The sequence below is a fragment of the Nitrosomonas sp. genome, assembly GCF_019752415.1.
Classification (GTDB): Bacteria; Pseudomonadota; Gammaproteobacteria; order Burkholderiales; family Nitrosomonadaceae; genus Nitrosomonas.
In genome coordinates this window covers 25,609-43,233 of record NZ_JAIEME010000011.1, presented here as the reverse complement: position 1 = coordinate 43,233, position 17,625 = coordinate 25,609, and the positions used below count along the sequence as shown (strand labels likewise).

The window sequence follows — 17,625 nt, the reverse complement described above, 5'->3', positions numbered from 1 at the left end:
AAAAGTAACCATCGTATTTTCTAAACTTTGTCTTGTACGCCGATGAACTTCAAAAGTTCATCTTTCTGTTGCAAGGTATCCTTATATCCCAATGCGATTAAATCCCGGCAGAAAGGGGCTTCAAATAACACGTAACTCAATAAAGTTGAACCATTGGGTCCCATTGCACCAATAGCACGATACAGAGAACGCATGATCCACGGTAAGGTATGCGTATATTTTTGCGCAATTTCGTTAATGCCCTCGCTGGGCGATATCATCATCGCTTCAACAGGGCGCAACGATATATTTTTTGCTTTAAATACATCAGGAGGAATCAGTTTGAGTGTTTCATTAATTCGCAACAAACGTTCCAGATCTACATCCAGGCTATCAACAAATATACTATTTAGCGCATGCCCTGCAATCTGCGCGAAGGGCGGATAACTCGAAGCGCTCATGCGTTCAGGTTCGTCAGTAACAGCTTTGCGTACACCAATAATCAGCACCTTATCTGCCCCCAAATGCAGCGCTGGACTGATGGGCGCCATCTGGCGCATTGAGCCATCGCCGAAGTACTCTCGGTTCAGTTTCACGGAGGGAAAAATAAACGGTATTGACGAAGAAGCCATCAAATGCTCGACACCAATGTCAACGGGAACACCCAATCTTTGTGCTCTTTTCCACGGAATCACTTCCCTGGCTGCCTGATAAAAGGTAACCGATTGCCCCGACGTATAACCCCATGCAGTGAGTCCCAGCGCATGCAATGCTCCAGAACGGATAGAATATTGAATAGAGCGAAACGGAAAGCGATCTTTTAATAGTGCTTCTAAGGGTGCATTGTCCAGGAGGGAAATCGCATTATGTTGACTATATTCATTCGATACTAAAGAAAGCAGACAGCGTAAAGTGTTATGCATTACGCCCATAAAATCCGAGCGGTAAATCTGATTGACATGAAAATTCGACCAAACAGCTTCAAGTTGCTCCACGCCCTCAGCAAAATTGTTCGCTGAAACTGCAATGCTGGTTGCATTAATGGCACCCGCGGAAGTTCCACAAATGACAGGAAAAGGATTGCGTGTCTTATCGGGCAATAGCTCCGCAATGGCACGCAATACGCCCACTTGATATGCAGCGCGCGCCCCACCTCCGGTTAGAACAAGACCAACCTTAGGCGTGACTAAATCTGTTTTCTGTTCATGCACGAACTGCAAACTCTGATTTCACCTTCTCCAGCGCATCCCGCAAGGTCTCTTCAGGTAACTTATTTAAAGAATTTGATAAAACCTTAGCTGCTTGACAGGCCGAATCCGGCAATAAGGTACTGTCCAGATTAGCCACAAATATGGCTGCAGCGCCTGTGGTATCCAACAGGCATTGACGTTCATTCATTAATATCTCCATCTCTCCACGTAACATGAAAACTTCTTGTTCTCTCAGTATAGTATTAGGCATATGATTAATCCTTTTAACATTGACACAGTATGTGGCCTGTCAATCAATATATCAGAACTATAATTCATCTAAGTTTTGAAATCTGTGCTGTTTGCCACTCTTTTCTATCATTTTTATAACCTATTAACCAGCGATTCTTATAGCCATATCATGAATAATCATCACCCTGCTACACTTTATCCTGAGATCAAACCTTACCGGCATGGAACATTATCCCTTGATAAAATACATACGATGTACTGGGAAGAATCAGGGGATCCTTCGGGCGTACCGGTTGTATTTCTTCATGGCGGTCCCGGAGCCGGAGCAACAGCGGCGCATCGGCGTTTCTTTGATCCAGCACATTATCGTATTGTCATCTATGATCAGAGAGGTGCGGGGCGTTCAATACCACTCGGTGAAATTCAAGATAATACAACACTACATCTGATTAATGATCTGGAATTACTTAGGCAACACCTAAAAATCGACAAATGGCACATTTTTGGCGGATCCTGGGGCAGCACGTTGGCTCTCGCGTACGGTCAAGCGCATCCTGAACGCTGCTTGAGTTTTATGCTGCGCGGGATTTTTCTTTGCCGCAAAGCAGAGATTGACTGGTTTCTCTATGGATTGCGTAATTTATTCCCGGAAGCCTGGCGTGGCTTTGTTGCACCACTGTCTGCCGCAGAACAAAGTAACATACTTTCCGCTTACTACCGGCGCCTAATGGATCCTGATCCAGCGATACACATGCACGCCGCACGGACTTGGAGCACCTATGAAGGTTCCTGCTCTACTTTGCTGCCGAATCCGGCAACGGTCAGTTACTTTGCCAGTGATACCGTCGCATTAGGACTTGCACGCATGGAGGCGCACTACTTCAGCCACAATATCTTCTTACCGGAAAATTCACTACTGGATAATATCCATTTACTCCATACTATTCCCGCCACCATCGTACAAGGCCGCTACGACGCAGTCTGCCCGATCATCAGTGCCGATGACTTGCATCACGCATGGCCGCAGGCTGAATACATTATCATTGATGATGCCGGACACTCGGTTTGGGAACCTGGCATACAGGCGGCATTGATTAGCGCCACGGAGCGATTTAAATCGACCACGGCTTAATCGTAGACGATGCCACAATAATTTCCGCTGCAAACCAGCGGAAATTATTTGCAACATTTAAAGATGCAAACCACACTCGGTTTTAGGTTTTCCAGACCAGCGACCACAACGACCCTCACCTTTCACGGTACAGTGCGTACAACCAATCGAAGAGTAACCTTCCGCGACTAGCGGATGAAAAGGTAGTCTATGCTCGAGAATATACGCATCGCGCTCTTCACGAGTCACGTCAATCATTGGATTAAACTTAACAATCCCGCGGCGTTCTTCAAAAATATCCAAACCGGCACGATGATCCGTCTGCCAGTTCATTAGGCTCGACACCCAGATATCATAATTGGGCTTGATCGCTTCCAGCGGATTAATCTTGTTAATCGTGCAGCAAAAATCCGGATCGGTCTCATACAGTTTTTCTTTTTTACTGTATTGATGCTGATAGTCATCTGCTCTCACGTCCTCGACTTTCAAATGATAAAGCCCTACCAGATAATCCCGGTATAACAAAGTTTCTGGAAAATGAAATCCCGTATCAATAAAAAATATAACCTGTTGCGGCCGAATACAGGAAATGATATGCAGAAAATACGCAGAAGTTGCTGCGAAGGAAGATGTCACCATGATTCTTTCCGACTGGAAATCGGTGTAAAGCTTACGTAATCGCGCTTCAAAATTAAGCGGGCGGTAATGCTGATTTAATTCACTGATGGCTTGTGCACTTAAGCCTGCACTGTTGCTGGGGCTCTGAATTACAGGCGCTACTTTAGACATGTTATTTACTCATTCTTTAATTGCATTATAAAAATTATTTCATCACTAGATTTCCGACATAACCCCCAATTTCCATCATCCAAGCGATACCCAGATGGACAGACAAGCCACCCACGATGGAGTGTGTTTTATGGGCGATTATACCTAGTATCAATCCGCCAAAGAAAGAAGATATGCACTCAAGCAGCGGCTTACCGAAATGAATACTGCAATAGAATGTGGCCATTGGCAAAATAGCTGACGGCCCAGCATAACGGATAAATGCAAACACCAAAAATCCTCGGAAGAATAATTCTATCGTAATAAAATCTATACCATAACTTATTTCATAAAGAAATTGATACCACAGCGGATTTTCTGTGTACGGCACAATAAAAGCCACTTGCTTAAATCTAGGATAAGCGCTCAAGAAATCCGGTTGAGTACTGGCAAAGATGATCAAGGGCACCATCAAAACCAACATCAGACAGTAAGGCCGCCACTGAACATTTTTCAGTGTCATTCCCCAATAATTTTGCTCCACAGGAAGAATTTTATATAAAACGACTAATGGAACAAGTACGACTAAAAACTTAAAGGGTAGCGTTGTGATACTTATTACATAACTGCCCCATATCCCGTCCATGCTATTCTCCAACGGATTAGCGACACTCACTTTGAGCGCAAACAAAGCGGGTGCAATCAGCAGTAGCAACCAAAACATCGGCGTAGCAGTAATTAGATGTTTCCGGTATGTCATGGCAAATAAATACGGGATCACAAAAGCACTGCAATAAACCAGAAAAAGCGCTAATAATTGATCAAAACGGGAATCGAGCCCTTTAATCAATTCACTCTCAATCCCCAATGTATAGTTTAGGGTGATTAGAATGCTCATCCAGATCAAACAAAAAAGCCACAGTGCTTCATCAAGCGTCGCAGCATATCCTCGCAGATACGAAAGAATAGTTGTCATGCAAAAAGGTAAAGTGAGAATGGTTATTAAGGAGTAAGAGTGCCTTTTATAGTTTCCATAAAGCAGGCTCAATCATTACTTCAACAAATGAAACTCGACTCAAAATTGAGATAATCACTTGTCTGTAGCAACTATAGACGCTGCTTTCGTTAAAGTGGAATATACATAAAGCCGGATATTTGATCAAATTAGCTATTAAGGCCTCAAAAACCCGCTTTCTTACTTTAAAGCCATTGTCCGCTTTGTTGTATGCTCCCCCAAGTGAAGAGAATTCCTCACCTTCATTCTTATCAATTCAAACAATTGTTAAGAAATACTTCATACAGCTGGTGAGGACGGGTATTTTATGTGAGCAAATTGGTACATGCGGAGGTGCATATGGGCGGTTTTTGTCTTGGTCGGCAACCAATTCTAGATCGTAATCACAATCTAGTCGCATTTGAGTTACTTTTCAGACAAGAAGAAACTGAGGATACAGCGAATGTCACAAGCGACTTATCTGCATCAGCGAATGTTATCGTTAATGCTTACGGTAAGTTCGGCATCCACAATGTCCTGGGACACCAGCGTGGCTTCATCAACGCTGACCCTGATCTCATTATGAGTGACATTATTAGTTTGCTACCTAGTAAACACATTGTCCTAGAAGTTAAAGAATCGGCATCAATAACACCAGAATTTTTACTCCGTTGTAACGAATTAAAACAAAAAGGATATCAATTTGCACTTGATAATATCATTGCTATCAATAGCAAAGTTGAACGCTTATTGCCACTGGTTAGCGTAGTAAAAGTGGATATCCTTGCACTGAGTCAAGATGAACTTACTAAGCTGGTCAGTGAACTCAATCGTTGGCCAGTCTTGCTTTTGGCCCTAAAGGTTGAGAATCGCGAACAAGAAGCACATTGCAGATTGCTGGGCTTTCAAATGTTTCAAGGTTATTATTTTGCAAAACCTGAAGTCATGTCAGTAAAGCGTGCTGAACTAGGGAAGGTATCATTATTGAAGCTACTGGCATTGGTTATGCGCAATCACGATGACGCAGGTGACAATGATAGTGATAGCAGCATCGGTGAAATCGAAAACGAGTTTAAACGTCAACCCGGCTTAAGTTACAACTTGCTCCGCATGGTGAACTCAGGTTCGGACGGCTTGCCCCAGAAAATAAATTCCATCAAGCACGCCATCAAGTTAATGGGACACAAGCAACTGCAAAGATGGATACAACTTCTGCTTTATTCTTCAAATCAATCGGAAGACAACCTATCCAATGCTTTAAAACAGACTACCGTCGCACGTGGCAAATTGATGGAGTTAATTGCAACCATTGAACGTCCGCATGATAAGAATTATCAAGAAAGAGCATTTATGGTTGGAATTCTATCGTTACTGGACGAATTACTGGGCATTGAAATGCAGCAAATAGTCGAGAAACTAGGGGTCTCCGACGACATAAACCAAGCTTTAATGACTCGCCGTGGACGTTTAGGTCAAGCGCTGAAATTAATTGAAGCCAAAGAAAAAGACGAAATCACTTCCATTCATTCCATTTTATCCGAACTGGATTTTCTGAGTCTGGATGAATTATCAAATATAGAAACACAAGCTATAGGATGGGCTAATCGCCTTGAAGAAACAGTGAACTAACTGGAACTAGCAGATCCTCTCAAAAATGTAATCGCGGCAACCGACACAAGTCAAGAACAGGTGAAGAAGCGCAGTTTATGTATGCTCAACAAGCACTCAGAAATTCGTTTTTCCTCATTTCCCCGGACTACTATTAAAATGGCACCACACAAGGCTAGCGCACATACCTCCATTTTAAATCCGCAGAAAAGCGGCCATTTCATCTCGCTTATAGCATGCTTCAAATTCAATCAATACGATACACTGCGATTTCCTATTTAACGACAGCGGGAGGAGAACTCCATGAACACAGCATTGCACGAGATTGACGAACGCACCAATTTAACATCCAACAACAAGTTTGAATTATTACTGTTCCGTTTAGGCGAAGCACCTGGTACCGATCACCGCGAGTTATATGGCATTAACGTTTTCAAAGTACGTGAAATCCTGGTCATGCCAACCATCACTGCCGTAGCCAATGCTCCGGACAATGTGATGGGTGTCGCCAATATTCGTGGCCAAATCATTACGGTCATTAACTTGCCAAAGGTTGTGGGTTGTACACCGAAAAGGGGAACGCCTATTCTCTTGGTCACCGAATATGCACGTTCGACCCAAGCTTTCGCAGTTGAGGAAGTCAGTGAGATTGCGCGCTTGGACTGGAATCAGGTGATTGCTGCAGAAAATAATGGTGGTAATCTGGTCACCAGCATTGCACGGCTCGATGGTAATACAGAAGATTCACGGTTGGCTCAGGTGCTTGATGTTGAACAAATACTGCGTGATGTATTACCTAGCTCGACTGGAGATCTAGTACCGGAAAATGTTGGCCCACAAATAAAAATTCCCGCTGGAACGGTTGTCTTGGCTGCCGATGATTCACCGCTCGCGCGCAGCCTGATCGAAAACGGGCTTAAAGCGCTAAATGTCCCTTGTGTGATGACCAAGACTGGGCTTGAGGCCTGGACCCGCATCCAGTCTATGTCGGATGCAGCAATATCCGAAGGCAAAACAATACAGGATAAGGTAGCTCTGGTATTAACCGACCTGGAAATGCCGGAAATGGATGGATTCACACTCACCCGCAACATCAAGAATGACCAGCGATTCAAATCAATTCCTGTGGTGATTCATTCCTCGCTGACAGGTGAAGCTAACGAGAATCACGTGAAGTCGGTGGGCGCTGATGCCTACGTCGCCAAATTTGCAGCTGAGGAGTTGGCCGGAGCTATCCGCAAAGTGCTGGGATAGTTGACTGAAGAGATTAGGCAAAGGACTGTCTTTGCCTTAATCCTCAAATGATCTGTCACGAACCAGAACGCAACAAATCGCACTGATTTGTACCTCGGTTCGCTTCAACCCAGCAGCTATTTGATCAGGATAGTGAAAATGCTGCATTTTCACCTGCACCACCGCTGATAAATGATGTGCGCAAACCGAGGAATCGGCAATGCGAGACCCATTTCCGGCCCCAACCAGCATGAAAGCGCCAACAACATGCCAAACAGGAGTAAGCTCAAGGCGATAGAGCACTCATCACATTCATCCGCATACAGACCCGTGTACTACATCGATACCTGGCAATCGTTCATACAGCAGCAACACACCCATGCAACTGAGAGACGCGAATACCCAGAATGGCATAAAAACCGTCCGCGCTATTATTTATGGGCTATCGATAGTGACACCGTATTAGTCAATAAGCGCTTGCAAAAACACCATCCCCTTTTCAAGGATCTACTTTTGCGTCCCTATGAGCGACAGGCGCATATTACGCTTGCCATCAGCGGTTTTTTAAGCGAGCACATCATTCATAATGACGACATCACACAAGCTGCCATCACAAAACAGCAGGCAGCGCTTCATACCCTGAAATTGGCACCCTTTATCGTATCAATCGGCGGCATCAACAGCTTTTCGTCAGCACCCTTTCTTGAAGTAATGGACCCATCAAAATCGCTCGAAATCATCCGGCATACTTTGATTGACGACAGACAGGATTTCAGAAATACGCACTATATTCCCCATGTTACCCTTGGTATTTATAACGCCAATCATGCCGTTGCATCAATAGCAACCATGATTATAGATCTGAAAGAAGAACCTATCGAACTCACGGTGAATCACATCGGATTGTATTCTTATGATGCAAGGGATATTGGTTCACGGTTGAGGAAAGAATGCATCATCGCACTTTATTAATCTCTATCCTTTGATTCTCTGGCTGTCGGCTCAACATTGATTTCAGGTTCTGTCACTGGCGTGGCTAAGAATGTGACCGGTAGCTCACTGAAAGTCGATACCGTTGTAAACACTTCCATATAGCCCGGTGTTGCAAGAGAATCGGAAAAGAAGGTGTTGACATAGTTTCCTGATGCGGTAGAAAAACCGAATCCATGCACGGTAATCTGACCTTTCGTATCAATACGGATCAAATTATCCAACGTATGGGGCTCGTTACCTGGAATCGCGCTACCGGTCGGATGCAACTTTTTAATGGGATCACCATTGCGATGACCGGCGATGCTGGAGATTTGATAAAAACCCAGCGAATCGACGTTTTCGGACGTCGTAAAAGTCCCGCTAGCAACAATACTGCCTCCCCTGTAGGTCCAGTTCCATATCTTCTCGGCTCCTGCATTTTGCAGAAATAGCGCCCCGGCAACGAACAGTACGACATAAGCGCCCTTGGATAAAATTAAGCGTAGCAACTCTTGCATTGGAGATTTCCTAAGATGCAGTTTTTATATCAACAACCCGGTTATAAGGTACATACATGGCAATCACGAGCGGAACTCAAGTTTAATCAATCTTTGATCACTGCACGATAGATTCTTTCCATCACCGCATTGTTGTAATCCTGAACCAAGATCTGCGCGGCAAACAAAGCCTTTAGCTCAACCAGGCTGATCGCGATCAGTAACCCGATCCCAACTGTCACGTGTCCAGCAAACAAAAAAACCATCCCAGCCACAAAAATGAATAAATTAATCGAACCGCGAACCCATTGACCCAGATAAAAATGATGAAGCCCGGCGACAAACAGAGCATTTAACGCCGCGTAGGTATCCGGATCTTTCAGTTCTTTTTCTGCTTGCTGGAAAAACAACAATCTTTTCTCATCCGGCAATTCGCGCACCAGTTTTCGGATATGCTCTTCCTCTTCTTGGATTGCTTCTTTCGTTTTCACCTTGCTGCGTATCCGCTTGACTGTCAGCGGGCCAGCGTAATAATGACCGCTTCCCGTTTCCAGAAAAGCATAAACCGCTTCTGCTCGACAAACTGAAACACCAACGTCCAGCCATCTGCGGCTTCCTTGTTGAGCGTCATTTCCAGCCGTTTTATCGGGATCCCGGATGCGCCCAGAAAAATCGTTCCAATTCCGCCTTCTGTCACATGTAACACTTTGTATTCCTTATAAGCCATCCTTCAACCTCCTGTGGTTTAATCAGAATGAAGTCCATTCAGAAAATAAATTCTTCGAACCCTGCGTGTCATTAAGGAATCTCTGATTAAGTCCTTCGACAGGCTCAGGACGAACGGTAATATATTGATTACGTTCGTGGTGAGCTTGTCGAACCATGAATGTAATCAACTTAATCAGAGCTTCCTTAACTGGCACGGCACTCCAGCAACTTCTCAAAATCATACCACTCCCATTCCTTGAGTTGCGAGGACTCGCCTGCGATACGCGATCATCCCCATTAACAACAAGCACACTGCCGCAATGACAGCAGGAAATAATAGGGTTGTCACCGAGTAGTTCTCAAACGCTATCATGACCAACAGATTACGCACCGTGAACAGCCCAAAAAACAGCAACGATTCCGAGTACGGGAAGTGATAGGCCTTCCGGATTGTAGGTCCGAATCCGATTACATCCACAGTAGTCAGAAAAACGACCGCCCATAATGGATCTGACGTGAGATACCAGAGTGGCAAAGAAGACAATGCCGAAACAAAAAACAGCCAATCCGTTTTTGTGATAGTCACATCGGCACGCTTCAAGTAAGCCAGAAATGCAATAAATATCGTAATGCTACCCGAAACACCGATCGGCCACGCACCTACGCCGCCTTTGCCTTCCAACTGCGCCAGAAAAGCCAAAAAGGTGGTCGCACCCCAAATGACCCAGGAAAAAACATGTGGCTTCACTGTGCCCCTCAGGATTGCGCGGATATACGGAACAAACGCCATCAATGTGAGCCCGATCGCAACACCGCTTAAAATCTCTTTGTAAAACATAACCCCTTTGTTCTTCTTCGCTGAATAACAGTCATTGCAAGCACAGTGATAAGTCTATCCTGTTGATTATAAGATATTTATAGCCACATTCGGAATGACAAATGCGGATTAGTAAACTCGTAATCCACATTCATAAGTAGGGCATAATAGGCGATAGCCGTATTGCGCTACATGTAACTCATGCGGTGCAATACGCGGAGGATCACTATTGCACCCTACGGCCCTGATGACAAAGAAATTTGTCTGACAACAAGGTGAGAGCAAATTAGGAGCGTGCAATGTAGAGAACCACGATGAGCCCCACACCCAAGATTGCCACGACGACATTAACCAGCATGCCCCATCGCGCTTCGTATCCCTCAGGAAATTCGGCTGGACTCAGGGTTTTCAGAACGGCCGCATACTGACGGGAAGAAAACACCGCAGACAATGCACCCAAAGCGACGAAGGCCAAACCCAGCCAAAATGTCAGCACCATACTAGCAGCGTGCGCCTGGCTTGGCGCAATGGCATTCAGCAGAAGACCGGCACGCTCAACCAGAAAGCCGAAAGCAATCAGAGCAAGACTGGTACGGTTCCATGCCAGTAAAGTGCGCTCTGCCGCGAAGAGAACTCTAGGATCTTTGAGGTCTGACATACTCTCTCTTATTCGTAGGACTAGAATTAGATTCTGAAATGACGCATGATTTGCATTTCATCATAACATGTCGAATGAGATCCACTTTACGATATCGCTTGGTACGGCTTGCTATGTCCCGTACATCACGACAGGTATCTCTCAATAACTTGTCTCAAGTCCGGCAGACTTTTACTCCCAAATCACCATTTTGAAGCGTTCCTTAACGATGCCAAAGTAGTTACACTTCCAATCGCTTTGCGCAAAGAAATCCAAGTGATGCCATTGGTCTTTTTGTTTCAGGATACGGATTGCGGCATCGTCCCAATCCGTGGCTGCAAATTTCACCTCTAGCTGGCGCTTACGTTCCGCTACTTCCTCAAAATCAAAACCGTCGTATTCCCAATGCAGCACTTCAAAGACATTGCCTGCGCGATCCGCATAGTCCATGCTGAAATCCAGCCCCCACTTGGGGCGCATTTTGATGATTTTGTAGACCAGGGGATTTATTTGCGCCCAGCGTTCGAGCTGTTCAAGTGCTTTTCCGGCATACCCTTTACGTTCGAATAACAAGCTGTGGTTAAGCACTGCGCCTTCCACCCTGTCCGGTTGTGTGAACCAAGGCGCCTTTAAAGCATGCCGATGTTCTCGATGCGCGTGGACAGGCGTCAAGTTTATCGCCGCAAAACATTGCTCCAAATCGGTTAAATCGTAACCGTTTTGATCAAAAAGCGCCAAATCGCAGGCCAAGGGCGGACACAACCTGTCAAGCGGTTGATCCCAATAGCCGATGGGGTTGAGTTGATTATCTGTTAGATCTAAGTAACTCATTGGTAAATTAATGATTATTTTTTATAAAAACGAAATCGACTGAATGACTTATTCACTGTCACACTCACTAATGATTGATCAGCCATTAAAAAGATAGACAAGCATATCTATAAGACGGCATTCCCGGATATGACATTTCGCACAGTTGGATAGCCGACGTCAAAATTAATACGGACATCCAAGAAGCCATCAACCAGGATTCATTATCTGTGTAACGATATGATTATTTGTCAAAATCCTGGTATCCAATAAGCCAGCATTGTGCGCAATATTAGTTTCACTGAGAAATGGCAGAGTCCCTAGCAATTGGCAATCCAACCGCTGTTCCAATGCCGCAATATTCTCGGCAACCACGCTCATCTGCGGATCTATACAATTCGCCACCCACCCCGCCAAGGTCAAACCGGCAGCCTGTATTGCCTGAGCCGTTAACAAGGCGTGATTCAAACAACCCAAGCGCATGCCAACCACCAGAATCACCGGTAGATTCAACGTTTTCGCCAGATCCGAGCCATTCTGTTTTTCATTGACCGGCACCAGAAACCCGCCGGCGCCTTCGACGATGACAAGATCCGCTTTTGCACTGAGTTGCTGATAAGCGTAATGAATCACCAACAAATCAATTTCCACTCCCGATTGTTGTGCGGCAAGGTGCGGGGAAATGGGCGGATCGAATGCATAAGGATTGATTTGCTGACGGGTAACGTTCACGTTGCTGGCAGCGAATAACTGTTCCACATCCATCCACTGACCATTTTCGCTACCGGCCACAATCGGCTTCATACCGATTACCTTTTTTCCTTGTGCGGCAAACGCCCGCAGCAATGCGCAACTGACGGTGGTCTTACCGATTCCGGTATCGGTTCCGGTGACAAAAAAACCTCTAGCCATAGAGAAGCCGACTTACCCCATTAAACCCAGTTGCCTGCGTGTTTCCGGCGTCAACACGGATTGGCGCGATTGCGGTTTCCAGGCATGGCCGTACACCACTTCATATGTGGCGGGCAATTTACCGTCGCGGCGCAATTTTTCATATTCCGAGATGGCTTTCTGCCATTTGTTTTTCCCCATCAGCCCTTGCTGCCGTCCTTGTGTCACGTTATGCGCGCCAATGGCTTTTAAATCGCGCATCACACTGGTGACATCCGGGTAAGTCAGGGTAATATATTCCATGTCCATCACCGGCGTAGAGAAGCCATTGTGCACCAGCAGATCGCCGATGTCATGCATATCAATAAAGCGATTAACGTGACTGAACGCATCCACTTGCGCAAAAGACTGGCGTAATTCCTTTAAGGTATCCGGGCCAAAAGTGCTAAACATCACCAAACCATCAGTACGCAAAATGCGATGCATCTCGGAAAATGTGTGCTCAAGATCATTACACCATTGTAGCGCGAGGTTCGACCATATCATGCCGACACTCTCATTTTTAACCGGAATTTGCTCAACATCGGCACACACATAGTAAGAGCGCTGTTGCAACAATGGCAGCAAGCGCTGCCACCAAACCGTGTTCGGCCGCGCGTGCGATAACATCGCCCAGGCGATATCCATCGCAATCAATTGACTATTTGGATAGCGTTTAGCCAATTGCTGACTGCCGTAACCCGTTCCGCTGCCAGCATCGAGAATTACATCCGGCTGATATTTGATGTATTCCAGGCGCGATAGCATGCGGTTACTGATTTCACGTTGCAGCACAGCCGCTTGGTCGTAGCTGCTCGCTGCGCGTTCAAACGCAGTGCGCAATTGTTTTTTATCAAGCGTATGTTCGGAATTCATTGAGATAAGTCACAAATTGATCGGGGTAAGATAGAAACGGTGCATGTCCGCAATGCGGAAACATCATCCGTTGCGATTTCGCTAATTGCTGATACATCCAGTCGGCAGCGGCGGGATGCGTAATCACGTCATTTTCACCATGCAATAATAAAACCGGCTGCTTGATAGCCCCCATGCGATCGCGTAAGTCACTTTCCTGCAGGATTCTGAGTCCCTTTAGCAATGCATCCGGATCCGGTTCAGCGCGTTGAAAAAAGTGCTTGCGCAGTTGTAACAGAATCTTGCTCGCATCCCGGTCTCCGCTCATCTGCAGCGTCAGGAAGCGGTTAATCGTGGTTGCATAATTGAGTTTCAAATTTTCCAAAAACAGCTGCAACAATTTGTGTTCCATGCCCCACTTCCAATCGTCGCGTTTGGCAAAACAGGGCGTAGTCGAAATCAAAATCAGTTGCTTCACACGCTCCGGTTCACGCAGCGCCAATTCCATCGCAATCTGCCCGCCCAGTGACCAACCGCCAACTATGCAATGCTCTGGCAGAATTTTCGTGATGATCTCAACAAGGTGATTCAGTGTTCCCGGTTCACTCGCGGGGCTGAGTCCATGCCCGGGCAGATCGATCAAATGTAACCGGAACTGTTGACTCAGTTGTTCTTGAACGCCGCTCCAGATACCACTGTGCATGGCCCAACCGTGCAATAAAACGAGATCAGGACCATCCCCCATCGATTCGACATGCAGATATGTCATGAATCGAGTGCCAATTCATTCAATGCCTGCGTCAGGCGCAGAATATCGTGCGGCTGATGCGTGGTGGATAAAGAAATACGTAATCGCGCCTTACCTTGCGGCACCGTCGGCGGGCGAATCGCCGGAACTAAAATTCCGCGTTCTCGTAATGTCTGACTAACCCGCACTGCTTCATGGCTTTCACCAATCAACAAGGGTTGAATCGGCGTGCTGGAAGGCAGTAATTTCCAGGATGAAGACAGTAAGTCATTTTTTAATTGTGCAATGTTTTGTAGCAAAGCGTCACGCCGCCATTCATCTAATTCAATCAGTTTCAGACTCGTTAATAGTGCGTGCGAGAGCAATGGCGGTGCCGCTGTTGTGTAGATATAACTGCGCGCAGACTGGATCAGAGTTTCGACCACATCGGCTTGCGCGGCAACAAATGCACCAAATACACCGGCAGCTTTACCCAGCGTTGCCATATACACGATGTTCGGTGAATGCACACTAGTGTTATCCGGCAAGAATAAGCTACCTCGTCCCTGTTGCCCTAATACACCAAAACCATGGGCATCATCCAATAACAACAGCGCATGATATTTTTCACACAGTGCAATCAGCTGCTTGATCGGTGCGATATCGCCTTCCATACTGAACACGGCGTCAGAGATGACCAGCTTGCGCCGGGAATTGGAATCCGCCAAACGCTGTTCCAAAGTAGCAAGATCAAGATGCGAATAGCGGATAAATTTAGCCCGTGACAGTAAAGCCGCATCGTTCAGCGAAGCGTGGTTCAGCTTATCCGCAAAAATCGCATCTTCACGTCCCACCAAGGCTGTAACCACACCGATATTTGCCATATACCCGGTAGAAAACAGCAATGCTCTTGGAAAACCGGTAAACTGAGCCAGAGTTTCTTCCAGAATATGATGCGCGACAGAATGGCCATTGATGAGGTGCGAAGCGCCTGCACCCACACCGTAGTGCTGTGCACCTTCGCAAGCCGCATGAATCAAGTCCGGATGATTGGCCAACCCCAGATAATCATTACTGCTGAATGCCAGATAATCATGGCCATCAATGGTGATATGGCTTGCTTGCGGACTTTCCACGATTTGCCGGAAGCGCCGCAGCCCTTTCTGCTCGCGGGCGCGCAGTTGATCAGCCAAATCTGGAAACATGCGTTACAGCGCGTGTAACCCTAATTTATCCAATAACGCCCGATCACGATCTGATTCCGGATTTCCCGTAGTCAACAACTTATCGCCATAAAAAATCGAATTGGCGCCGGCCAGAAAACACAGTGCTTGCACGGCGTCGGACATTTCCTGTCTGCCTGCAGACAAACGCACCATAGCTTTCGGCATGGTAATTCGGGCTGCTGCAATCGTACGCACAAACTCCAACGGATCCAATACTGCAGTGCCATACAGTGGCGTACCCTGAACTTGCACCAGATGATTGATCGGAACGGATTCCGGATAAGGATTCAGATTGGCTAATTGCGCGATCAATCCGGCGCGCGACAGACGCGTTTCTCCCATCCCGACAATACCGCCACAACACACGTTAATTCCGGCATTGCGCACTTGCTGCAATGTATCCAAGCGATCCTCATACTGTCGCGTAGTGATGATTTCTTCATAAAATTCCGGTGCGGTATCGAGATTGTGATTGTAATAATCCAAACCGGCATCACCGAGTTGTTGCGCCTGGCCGGGTTTTAATAATCCCAACGTCGCACAGGTTTCCATCCCCAACGATTTAACCGCGCGCACCATTTCAGTCATTTTGTCCATATCACGCTGCTTTGGCCCACGCCACGCCGCACCCATACAAAACCGCGACGCGCCGTTAGCTTTTGCTGCAGCCGCTGCCGATACGACTTCCTCCAGCGACAGCATGTCCTGATTATCGACCCCGGTATGATACCGCGCTGCTTGCGGACAATAACCGCAGTCTTCCGGACAACCGCCTGTTTTGACTGAAATCAATGTGGATAATTGCACCCCATTGGCATCGTGATGCTGGCGGTGAATAGATTGTGCGCGGTAAATCAGATCGTTAAATGGCGTATCCAGTAACGACTGAACTTCTGCCACACTCCAATAGACTGAATCATCTGATTTCCCGGTTATTCTGCTTGCGTCATTTTGTGTTTCGCTGATTGTGAGAGAATCTAAATTCATACCAATTTACCTGTCGTTTTGTTTAAGTGGCGTATCATTCGCGCCAGTTGCCGATAAATTTGGATGATCAAGGATTCAATGGACATTGTCAATTTTTCCATACCCCATTTTTATACAATGGATTAATTATCGTGCAGATCTTCAGTCAGAAAAATTGTGTGTTGTGCGACACCCCCACAAAACAGGATTTATGCGAACCTTGTTATAATCACTTACCGCAATTGCCGCTTAACCATTGTCCTATTTGCCTGTGGCCAGTGCCAACAGCGGAAATCTGTGGTGCTTGTTTGACAAAACCGCCTGCATTCACACGCACCATCGCAGCACTTCGCTATACCTTTCCTGTCGATACAATGATTCATGCGTTAAAATATCAAACCGATCTCGCTATCGCACCGATTCTTGCCAACTTCTTCATCACACGATTTCAGGCAACAGAGAAGATAATACCGGATATCATCATACCGATGCCGCTACATCCGATCAGGTTGCGTGAGCGCGGATTTAATCAGGCTATGGAAATCAGTCGATATATCTCGAAGCGTATGGGGATTGTTTTACTACCCGATAGTTGTCAGCGTATCAAACATACACCGCCGCAAACCGGATTACCCTGGAAGGATCGCCAGAAAAATATCCGTAAGGCATTTAGCTGTAAAATAGAGTTGTCTGGCAAACACATCGCGCTAGTCGATGACGTGATGACAACGGGCGCTACATTAAACGAATTGGCTAAAATATTACGTAAGCAAGGTGCTGCTGAAATCAGTAACTGGGTTATCGCGAGAACTTTACCAGAGATAAATCAGATCGGCTCTCATAGGCTGTGACAAATACTTAATCCACACTATCCGCATGTTTAACATCATTCTTCACCAACCGGAAATCCCGCCCAATACGGGCAATATCATCCGCCTCTGCGCCAACACCGGCATGCATTTGCATCTGGTTAAACCTTTAGGTTTTCCACTACAAGACAAGCAGTTATTACGTGCTGGTCTGGATTATCATGAATTTGCACAAATAAAAGTGCATGAGAATTGGGCAGATTGCTGTCAGAATTTGCCAGGACATCGCATGTTTGCGATCACCACGAAGGGAAAACAGCGCTATGACAAAGTGATATACAAGACCGGAGATGCTTTTGTGTTTGGCGCAGAAAGCTGCGGATTGCCTATCCACATCATAGAATCTTTCCCGGAACCACACCGTATTCGAGTACCGATGATCGCGACCAGCCGCAGTTTGAACTTATCCAATGCCGTTGCCATTGTTGCTTATGAGGCATGGCGCCAAGCTAAGTTCCCATCAGGACAATAGAGGA

The 17,625-nt window shown here is 46.2% G+C and carries 23 protein-coding genes; 6 read left to right on the top strand and 17 right to left on the bottom strand.

Annotated elements, in window-relative coordinates; translation table 11 throughout:
* Positions 1-20: 20 nt before the first annotated feature.
* Together K2P83_RS02705 and K2P83_RS02700 are read right to left on the bottom strand one after the other, a co-directional pair.
* Positions 21-1,190 (bottom strand): patatin-like phospholipase family protein, encoded by a 1,170-nt coding sequence (locus K2P83_RS02705; RefSeq protein WP_292926337.1) that lies wholly within the window; start codon positions 1,188-1,190, stop codon positions 21-23.
* Positions 1,183-1,440, bottom strand: coding sequence for a hypothetical protein (locus tag K2P83_RS02700; RefSeq protein WP_292926336.1), 258 nt, complete (start codon positions 1,438-1,440; stop codon positions 1,183-1,185). The genes K2P83_RS02705 and K2P83_RS02700 overlap by 8 nt, the downstream gene beginning before the upstream one ends.
* Positions 1,441-1,590: 150 nt before the next feature.
* Here K2P83_RS02700 and pip point away from each other — a divergent pair, with 150 nt between their 5' ends.
* Complete coding sequence (pip, locus tag K2P83_RS02695) at positions 1,591-2,553, top strand: prolyl aminopeptidase (RefSeq protein ID WP_292926335.1); 963 nt, start codon at positions 1,591-1,593, stop codon at positions 2,551-2,553.
* 57 nt (positions 2,554-2,610) lie between these two features.
* Here pip and K2P83_RS02690 read toward each other — a convergent pair whose 3' ends face one another.
* Together K2P83_RS02690 and K2P83_RS02685 are read right to left on the bottom strand one after the other, a co-directional pair.
* Complete coding sequence (locus tag K2P83_RS02690) at positions 2,611-3,321, bottom strand: phosphoadenylyl-sulfate reductase (RefSeq protein WP_292926334.1); 711 nt, start codon at positions 3,319-3,321, stop codon at positions 2,611-2,613.
* Between the two features lie 34 nt (positions 3,322-3,355).
* Positions 3,356-4,276 carry a CPBP family intramembrane glutamic endopeptidase gene (locus tag K2P83_RS02685; protein ID WP_292926333.1) on the bottom strand — a complete coding sequence of 307 codons (921 nt, stop codon included), beginning with the start codon at positions 4,274-4,276 and terminating at the stop codon, positions 3,356-3,358.
* Between the two features lie 348 nt (positions 4,277-4,624).
* Here K2P83_RS02685 and K2P83_RS02680 point away from each other — a divergent pair, with 348 nt between their 5' ends.
* Together K2P83_RS02680 and K2P83_RS02675 are read left to right on the top strand one after the other, a co-directional pair.
* A complete protein-coding gene (locus K2P83_RS02680; RefSeq protein ID WP_363279322.1) occupies positions 4,625-5,923 on the top strand; it encodes an HDOD domain-containing protein in 1,299 nt (432 codons plus the stop codon).
* Between the two features lie 282 nt (positions 5,924-6,205).
* On the top strand, positions 6,206-7,156 hold the full coding sequence (locus tag K2P83_RS02675) for a chemotaxis protein (protein WP_292926332.1): 951 nt from the start codon (positions 6,206-6,208) through the stop codon (positions 7,154-7,156).
* Between the two features lie 36 nt (positions 7,157-7,192).
* Here the strand turns inward: K2P83_RS02675 and K2P83_RS02670 are convergent, their stop codons facing one another.
* Positions 7,193-7,438 (bottom strand): hypothetical protein, encoded by a 246-nt coding sequence (locus K2P83_RS02670; protein WP_292926331.1) that lies wholly within the window; start codon positions 7,436-7,438, stop codon positions 7,193-7,195.
* A gap of 27 nt (positions 7,439-7,465) precedes the next feature.
* On the opposite strand from K2P83_RS02670, the gene K2P83_RS02665 reads away from it, so the two are divergent.
* Entirely contained in the window at positions 7,466-8,107 is a 642-nt protein-coding gene (locus tag K2P83_RS02665) for a 2'-5' RNA ligase family protein (RefSeq protein WP_292926330.1), read from the top strand.
* On the opposite strand, the gene K2P83_RS02660 is transcribed toward K2P83_RS02665, so the two are convergent.
* From K2P83_RS02660 to bioB, 12 genes are all read right to left on the bottom strand, one after another.
* A complete protein-coding gene (locus K2P83_RS02660; protein ID WP_292926329.1) occupies positions 8,104-8,625 on the bottom strand; it encodes a hypothetical protein in 522 nt (173 codons plus the stop codon). The two genes, K2P83_RS02665 and K2P83_RS02660, sit on opposite strands and share 4 nt — an antisense overlap.
* Positions 8,626-8,711: 86 nt before the next feature.
* A complete protein-coding gene (locus K2P83_RS02655; protein WP_292926328.1) occupies positions 8,712-9,095 on the bottom strand; it encodes a TM2 domain-containing protein in 384 nt (127 codons plus the stop codon).
* A gap of 23 nt (positions 9,096-9,118) precedes the next feature.
* Positions 9,119-9,310, bottom strand: coding sequence for a DUF4177 domain-containing protein (locus tag K2P83_RS02650; protein WP_292926327.1), 192 nt, complete (start codon positions 9,308-9,310; stop codon positions 9,119-9,121).
* Positions 9,311-9,353: 43 nt separating this feature from the next.
* Complete coding sequence (locus K2P83_RS02645; RefSeq protein WP_292926326.1) at positions 9,354-9,554, bottom strand: hypothetical protein; 201 nt, start codon at positions 9,552-9,554, stop codon at positions 9,354-9,356.
* Positions 9,551-10,150 carry a hypothetical protein gene (locus K2P83_RS02640; protein ID WP_292926325.1) on the bottom strand — a complete coding sequence of 200 codons (600 nt, stop codon included), beginning with the start codon at positions 10,148-10,150 and terminating at the stop codon, positions 9,551-9,553. Before K2P83_RS02640 ends, K2P83_RS02645 begins: the two co-directional genes overlap by 4 nt.
* A 265-nt stretch (positions 10,151-10,415) precedes the next feature.
* Complete coding sequence (locus tag K2P83_RS02635; RefSeq protein WP_292926324.1) at positions 10,416-10,787, bottom strand: DUF202 domain-containing protein; 372 nt, start codon at positions 10,785-10,787, stop codon at positions 10,416-10,418.
* A 171-nt stretch (positions 10,788-10,958) separates the two neighbouring features.
* Complete coding sequence (locus K2P83_RS02630) at positions 10,959-11,597, bottom strand: hypothetical protein (protein WP_292926323.1); 639 nt, start codon at positions 11,595-11,597, stop codon at positions 10,959-10,961.
* Between the two features lie 189 nt (positions 11,598-11,786).
* A complete protein-coding gene (gene bioD, locus K2P83_RS02625) occupies positions 11,787-12,488 on the bottom strand; it encodes a dethiobiotin synthase (RefSeq protein ID WP_292926322.1) in 702 nt (233 codons plus the stop codon).
* A gap of 12 nt (positions 12,489-12,500) precedes the next feature.
* Positions 12,501-13,382, bottom strand: a complete 882-nt coding sequence (gene bioC, locus K2P83_RS02620; RefSeq protein ID WP_292926321.1) for a malonyl-ACP O-methyltransferase BioC — start codon at positions 13,380-13,382, stop codon at positions 12,501-12,503.
* Positions 13,360-14,130 (bottom strand): pimeloyl-ACP methyl ester esterase BioH, encoded by a 771-nt coding sequence (gene bioH, locus K2P83_RS02615; RefSeq protein WP_292926320.1) that lies wholly within the window; start codon positions 14,128-14,130, stop codon positions 13,360-13,362. The genes bioC and bioH overlap by 23 nt, the downstream gene beginning before the upstream one ends.
* Positions 14,127-15,293, bottom strand: coding sequence for an 8-amino-7-oxononanoate synthase (bioF, locus tag K2P83_RS02610; RefSeq protein WP_292926319.1), 1,167 nt, complete (start codon positions 15,291-15,293; stop codon positions 14,127-14,129). The genes bioH and bioF overlap by 4 nt, the downstream gene beginning before the upstream one ends.
* Before the next feature lie 3 nt (positions 15,294-15,296).
* Positions 15,297-16,301 (bottom strand): biotin synthase BioB, encoded by a 1,005-nt coding sequence (gene bioB, locus K2P83_RS02605; protein ID WP_292926318.1) that lies wholly within the window; start codon positions 16,299-16,301, stop codon positions 15,297-15,299.
* Between the two features lie 131 nt (positions 16,302-16,432).
* Between bioB and K2P83_RS02600 the strand changes: the two genes are divergently transcribed.
* Together K2P83_RS02600 and K2P83_RS02595 are read left to right on the top strand one after the other, a co-directional pair.
* On the top strand, positions 16,433-17,131 hold the full coding sequence (locus tag K2P83_RS02600) for a phosphoribosyltransferase family protein (RefSeq protein ID WP_292926317.1): 699 nt from the start codon (positions 16,433-16,435) through the stop codon (positions 17,129-17,131).
* 25 nt (positions 17,132-17,156) lie between these two features.
* A complete protein-coding gene (locus K2P83_RS02595) occupies positions 17,157-17,621 on the top strand; it encodes a tRNA (cytidine(34)-2'-O)-methyltransferase (RefSeq protein ID WP_292926316.1) in 465 nt (154 codons plus the stop codon).
* Positions 17,622-17,625 lie beyond the last annotated feature (4 nt).

Coding starts and splice junctions, on each gene's coding strand:
- K2P83_RS02700 (WP_292926336.1), bottom strand. CDS start 1,440: ATGCCTAATACTATACTGAGAGAACAAGAAGTTTTCATGTTACGTGGA.
- pip (WP_292926335.1), top strand. CDS start 1,591: ATGAATAATCATCACCCTGCTACACTTTATCCTGAGATCAAACCTTAC.
- K2P83_RS02690 (WP_292926334.1), bottom strand. CDS start 3,321: ATGTCTAAAGTAGCGCCTGTAATTCAGAGCCCCAGCAACAGTGCAGGC.
- K2P83_RS02685 (WP_292926333.1), bottom strand. CDS start 4,276: ATGACAACTATTCTTTCGTATCTGCGAGGATATGCTGCGACGCTTGAT.
- K2P83_RS02675 (WP_292926332.1), top strand. CDS start 6,206: ATGAACACAGCATTGCACGAGATTGACGAACGCACCAATTTAACATCC.
- K2P83_RS02660 (WP_292926329.1), bottom strand. CDS start 8,625: ATGCAAGAGTTGCTACGCTTAATTTTATCCAAGGGCGCTTATGTCGTA.
- K2P83_RS02645 (WP_292926326.1), bottom strand. CDS start 9,554: ATGATTTTGAGAAGTTGCTGGAGTGCCGTGCCAGTTAAGGAAGCTCTG.
- K2P83_RS02640 (WP_292926325.1), bottom strand. CDS start 10,150: ATGTTTTACAAAGAGATTTTAAGCGGTGTTGCGATCGGGCTCACATTG.
- K2P83_RS02635 (WP_292926324.1), bottom strand. CDS start 10,787: ATGTCAGACCTCAAAGATCCTAGAGTTCTCTTCGCGGCAGAGCGCACT.
- K2P83_RS02630 (WP_292926323.1), bottom strand. CDS start 11,597: ATGAGTTACTTAGATCTAACAGATAATCAACTCAACCCCATCGGCTAT.
- bioD (WP_292926322.1), bottom strand. CDS start 12,488: ATGGCTAGAGGTTTTTTTGTCACCGGAACCGATACCGGAATCGGTAAG.
- bioC (WP_292926321.1), bottom strand. CDS start 13,382: ATGAATTCCGAACATACGCTTGATAAAAAACAATTGCGCACTGCGTTT.
- bioH (WP_292926320.1), bottom strand. CDS start 14,130: ATGACATATCTGCATGTCGAATCGATGGGGGATGGTCCTGATCTCGTT.
- bioF (WP_292926319.1), bottom strand. CDS start 15,293: ATGTTTCCAGATTTGGCTGATCAACTGCGCGCCCGCGAGCAGAAAGGG.
- bioB (WP_292926318.1), bottom strand. CDS start 16,301: ATGAATTTAGATTCTCTCACAATCAGCGAAACACAAAATGACGCAAGC.
- K2P83_RS02595 (WP_292926316.1), top strand. CDS start 17,157: ATGTTTAACATCATTCTTCACCAACCGGAAATCCCGCCCAATACGGGC.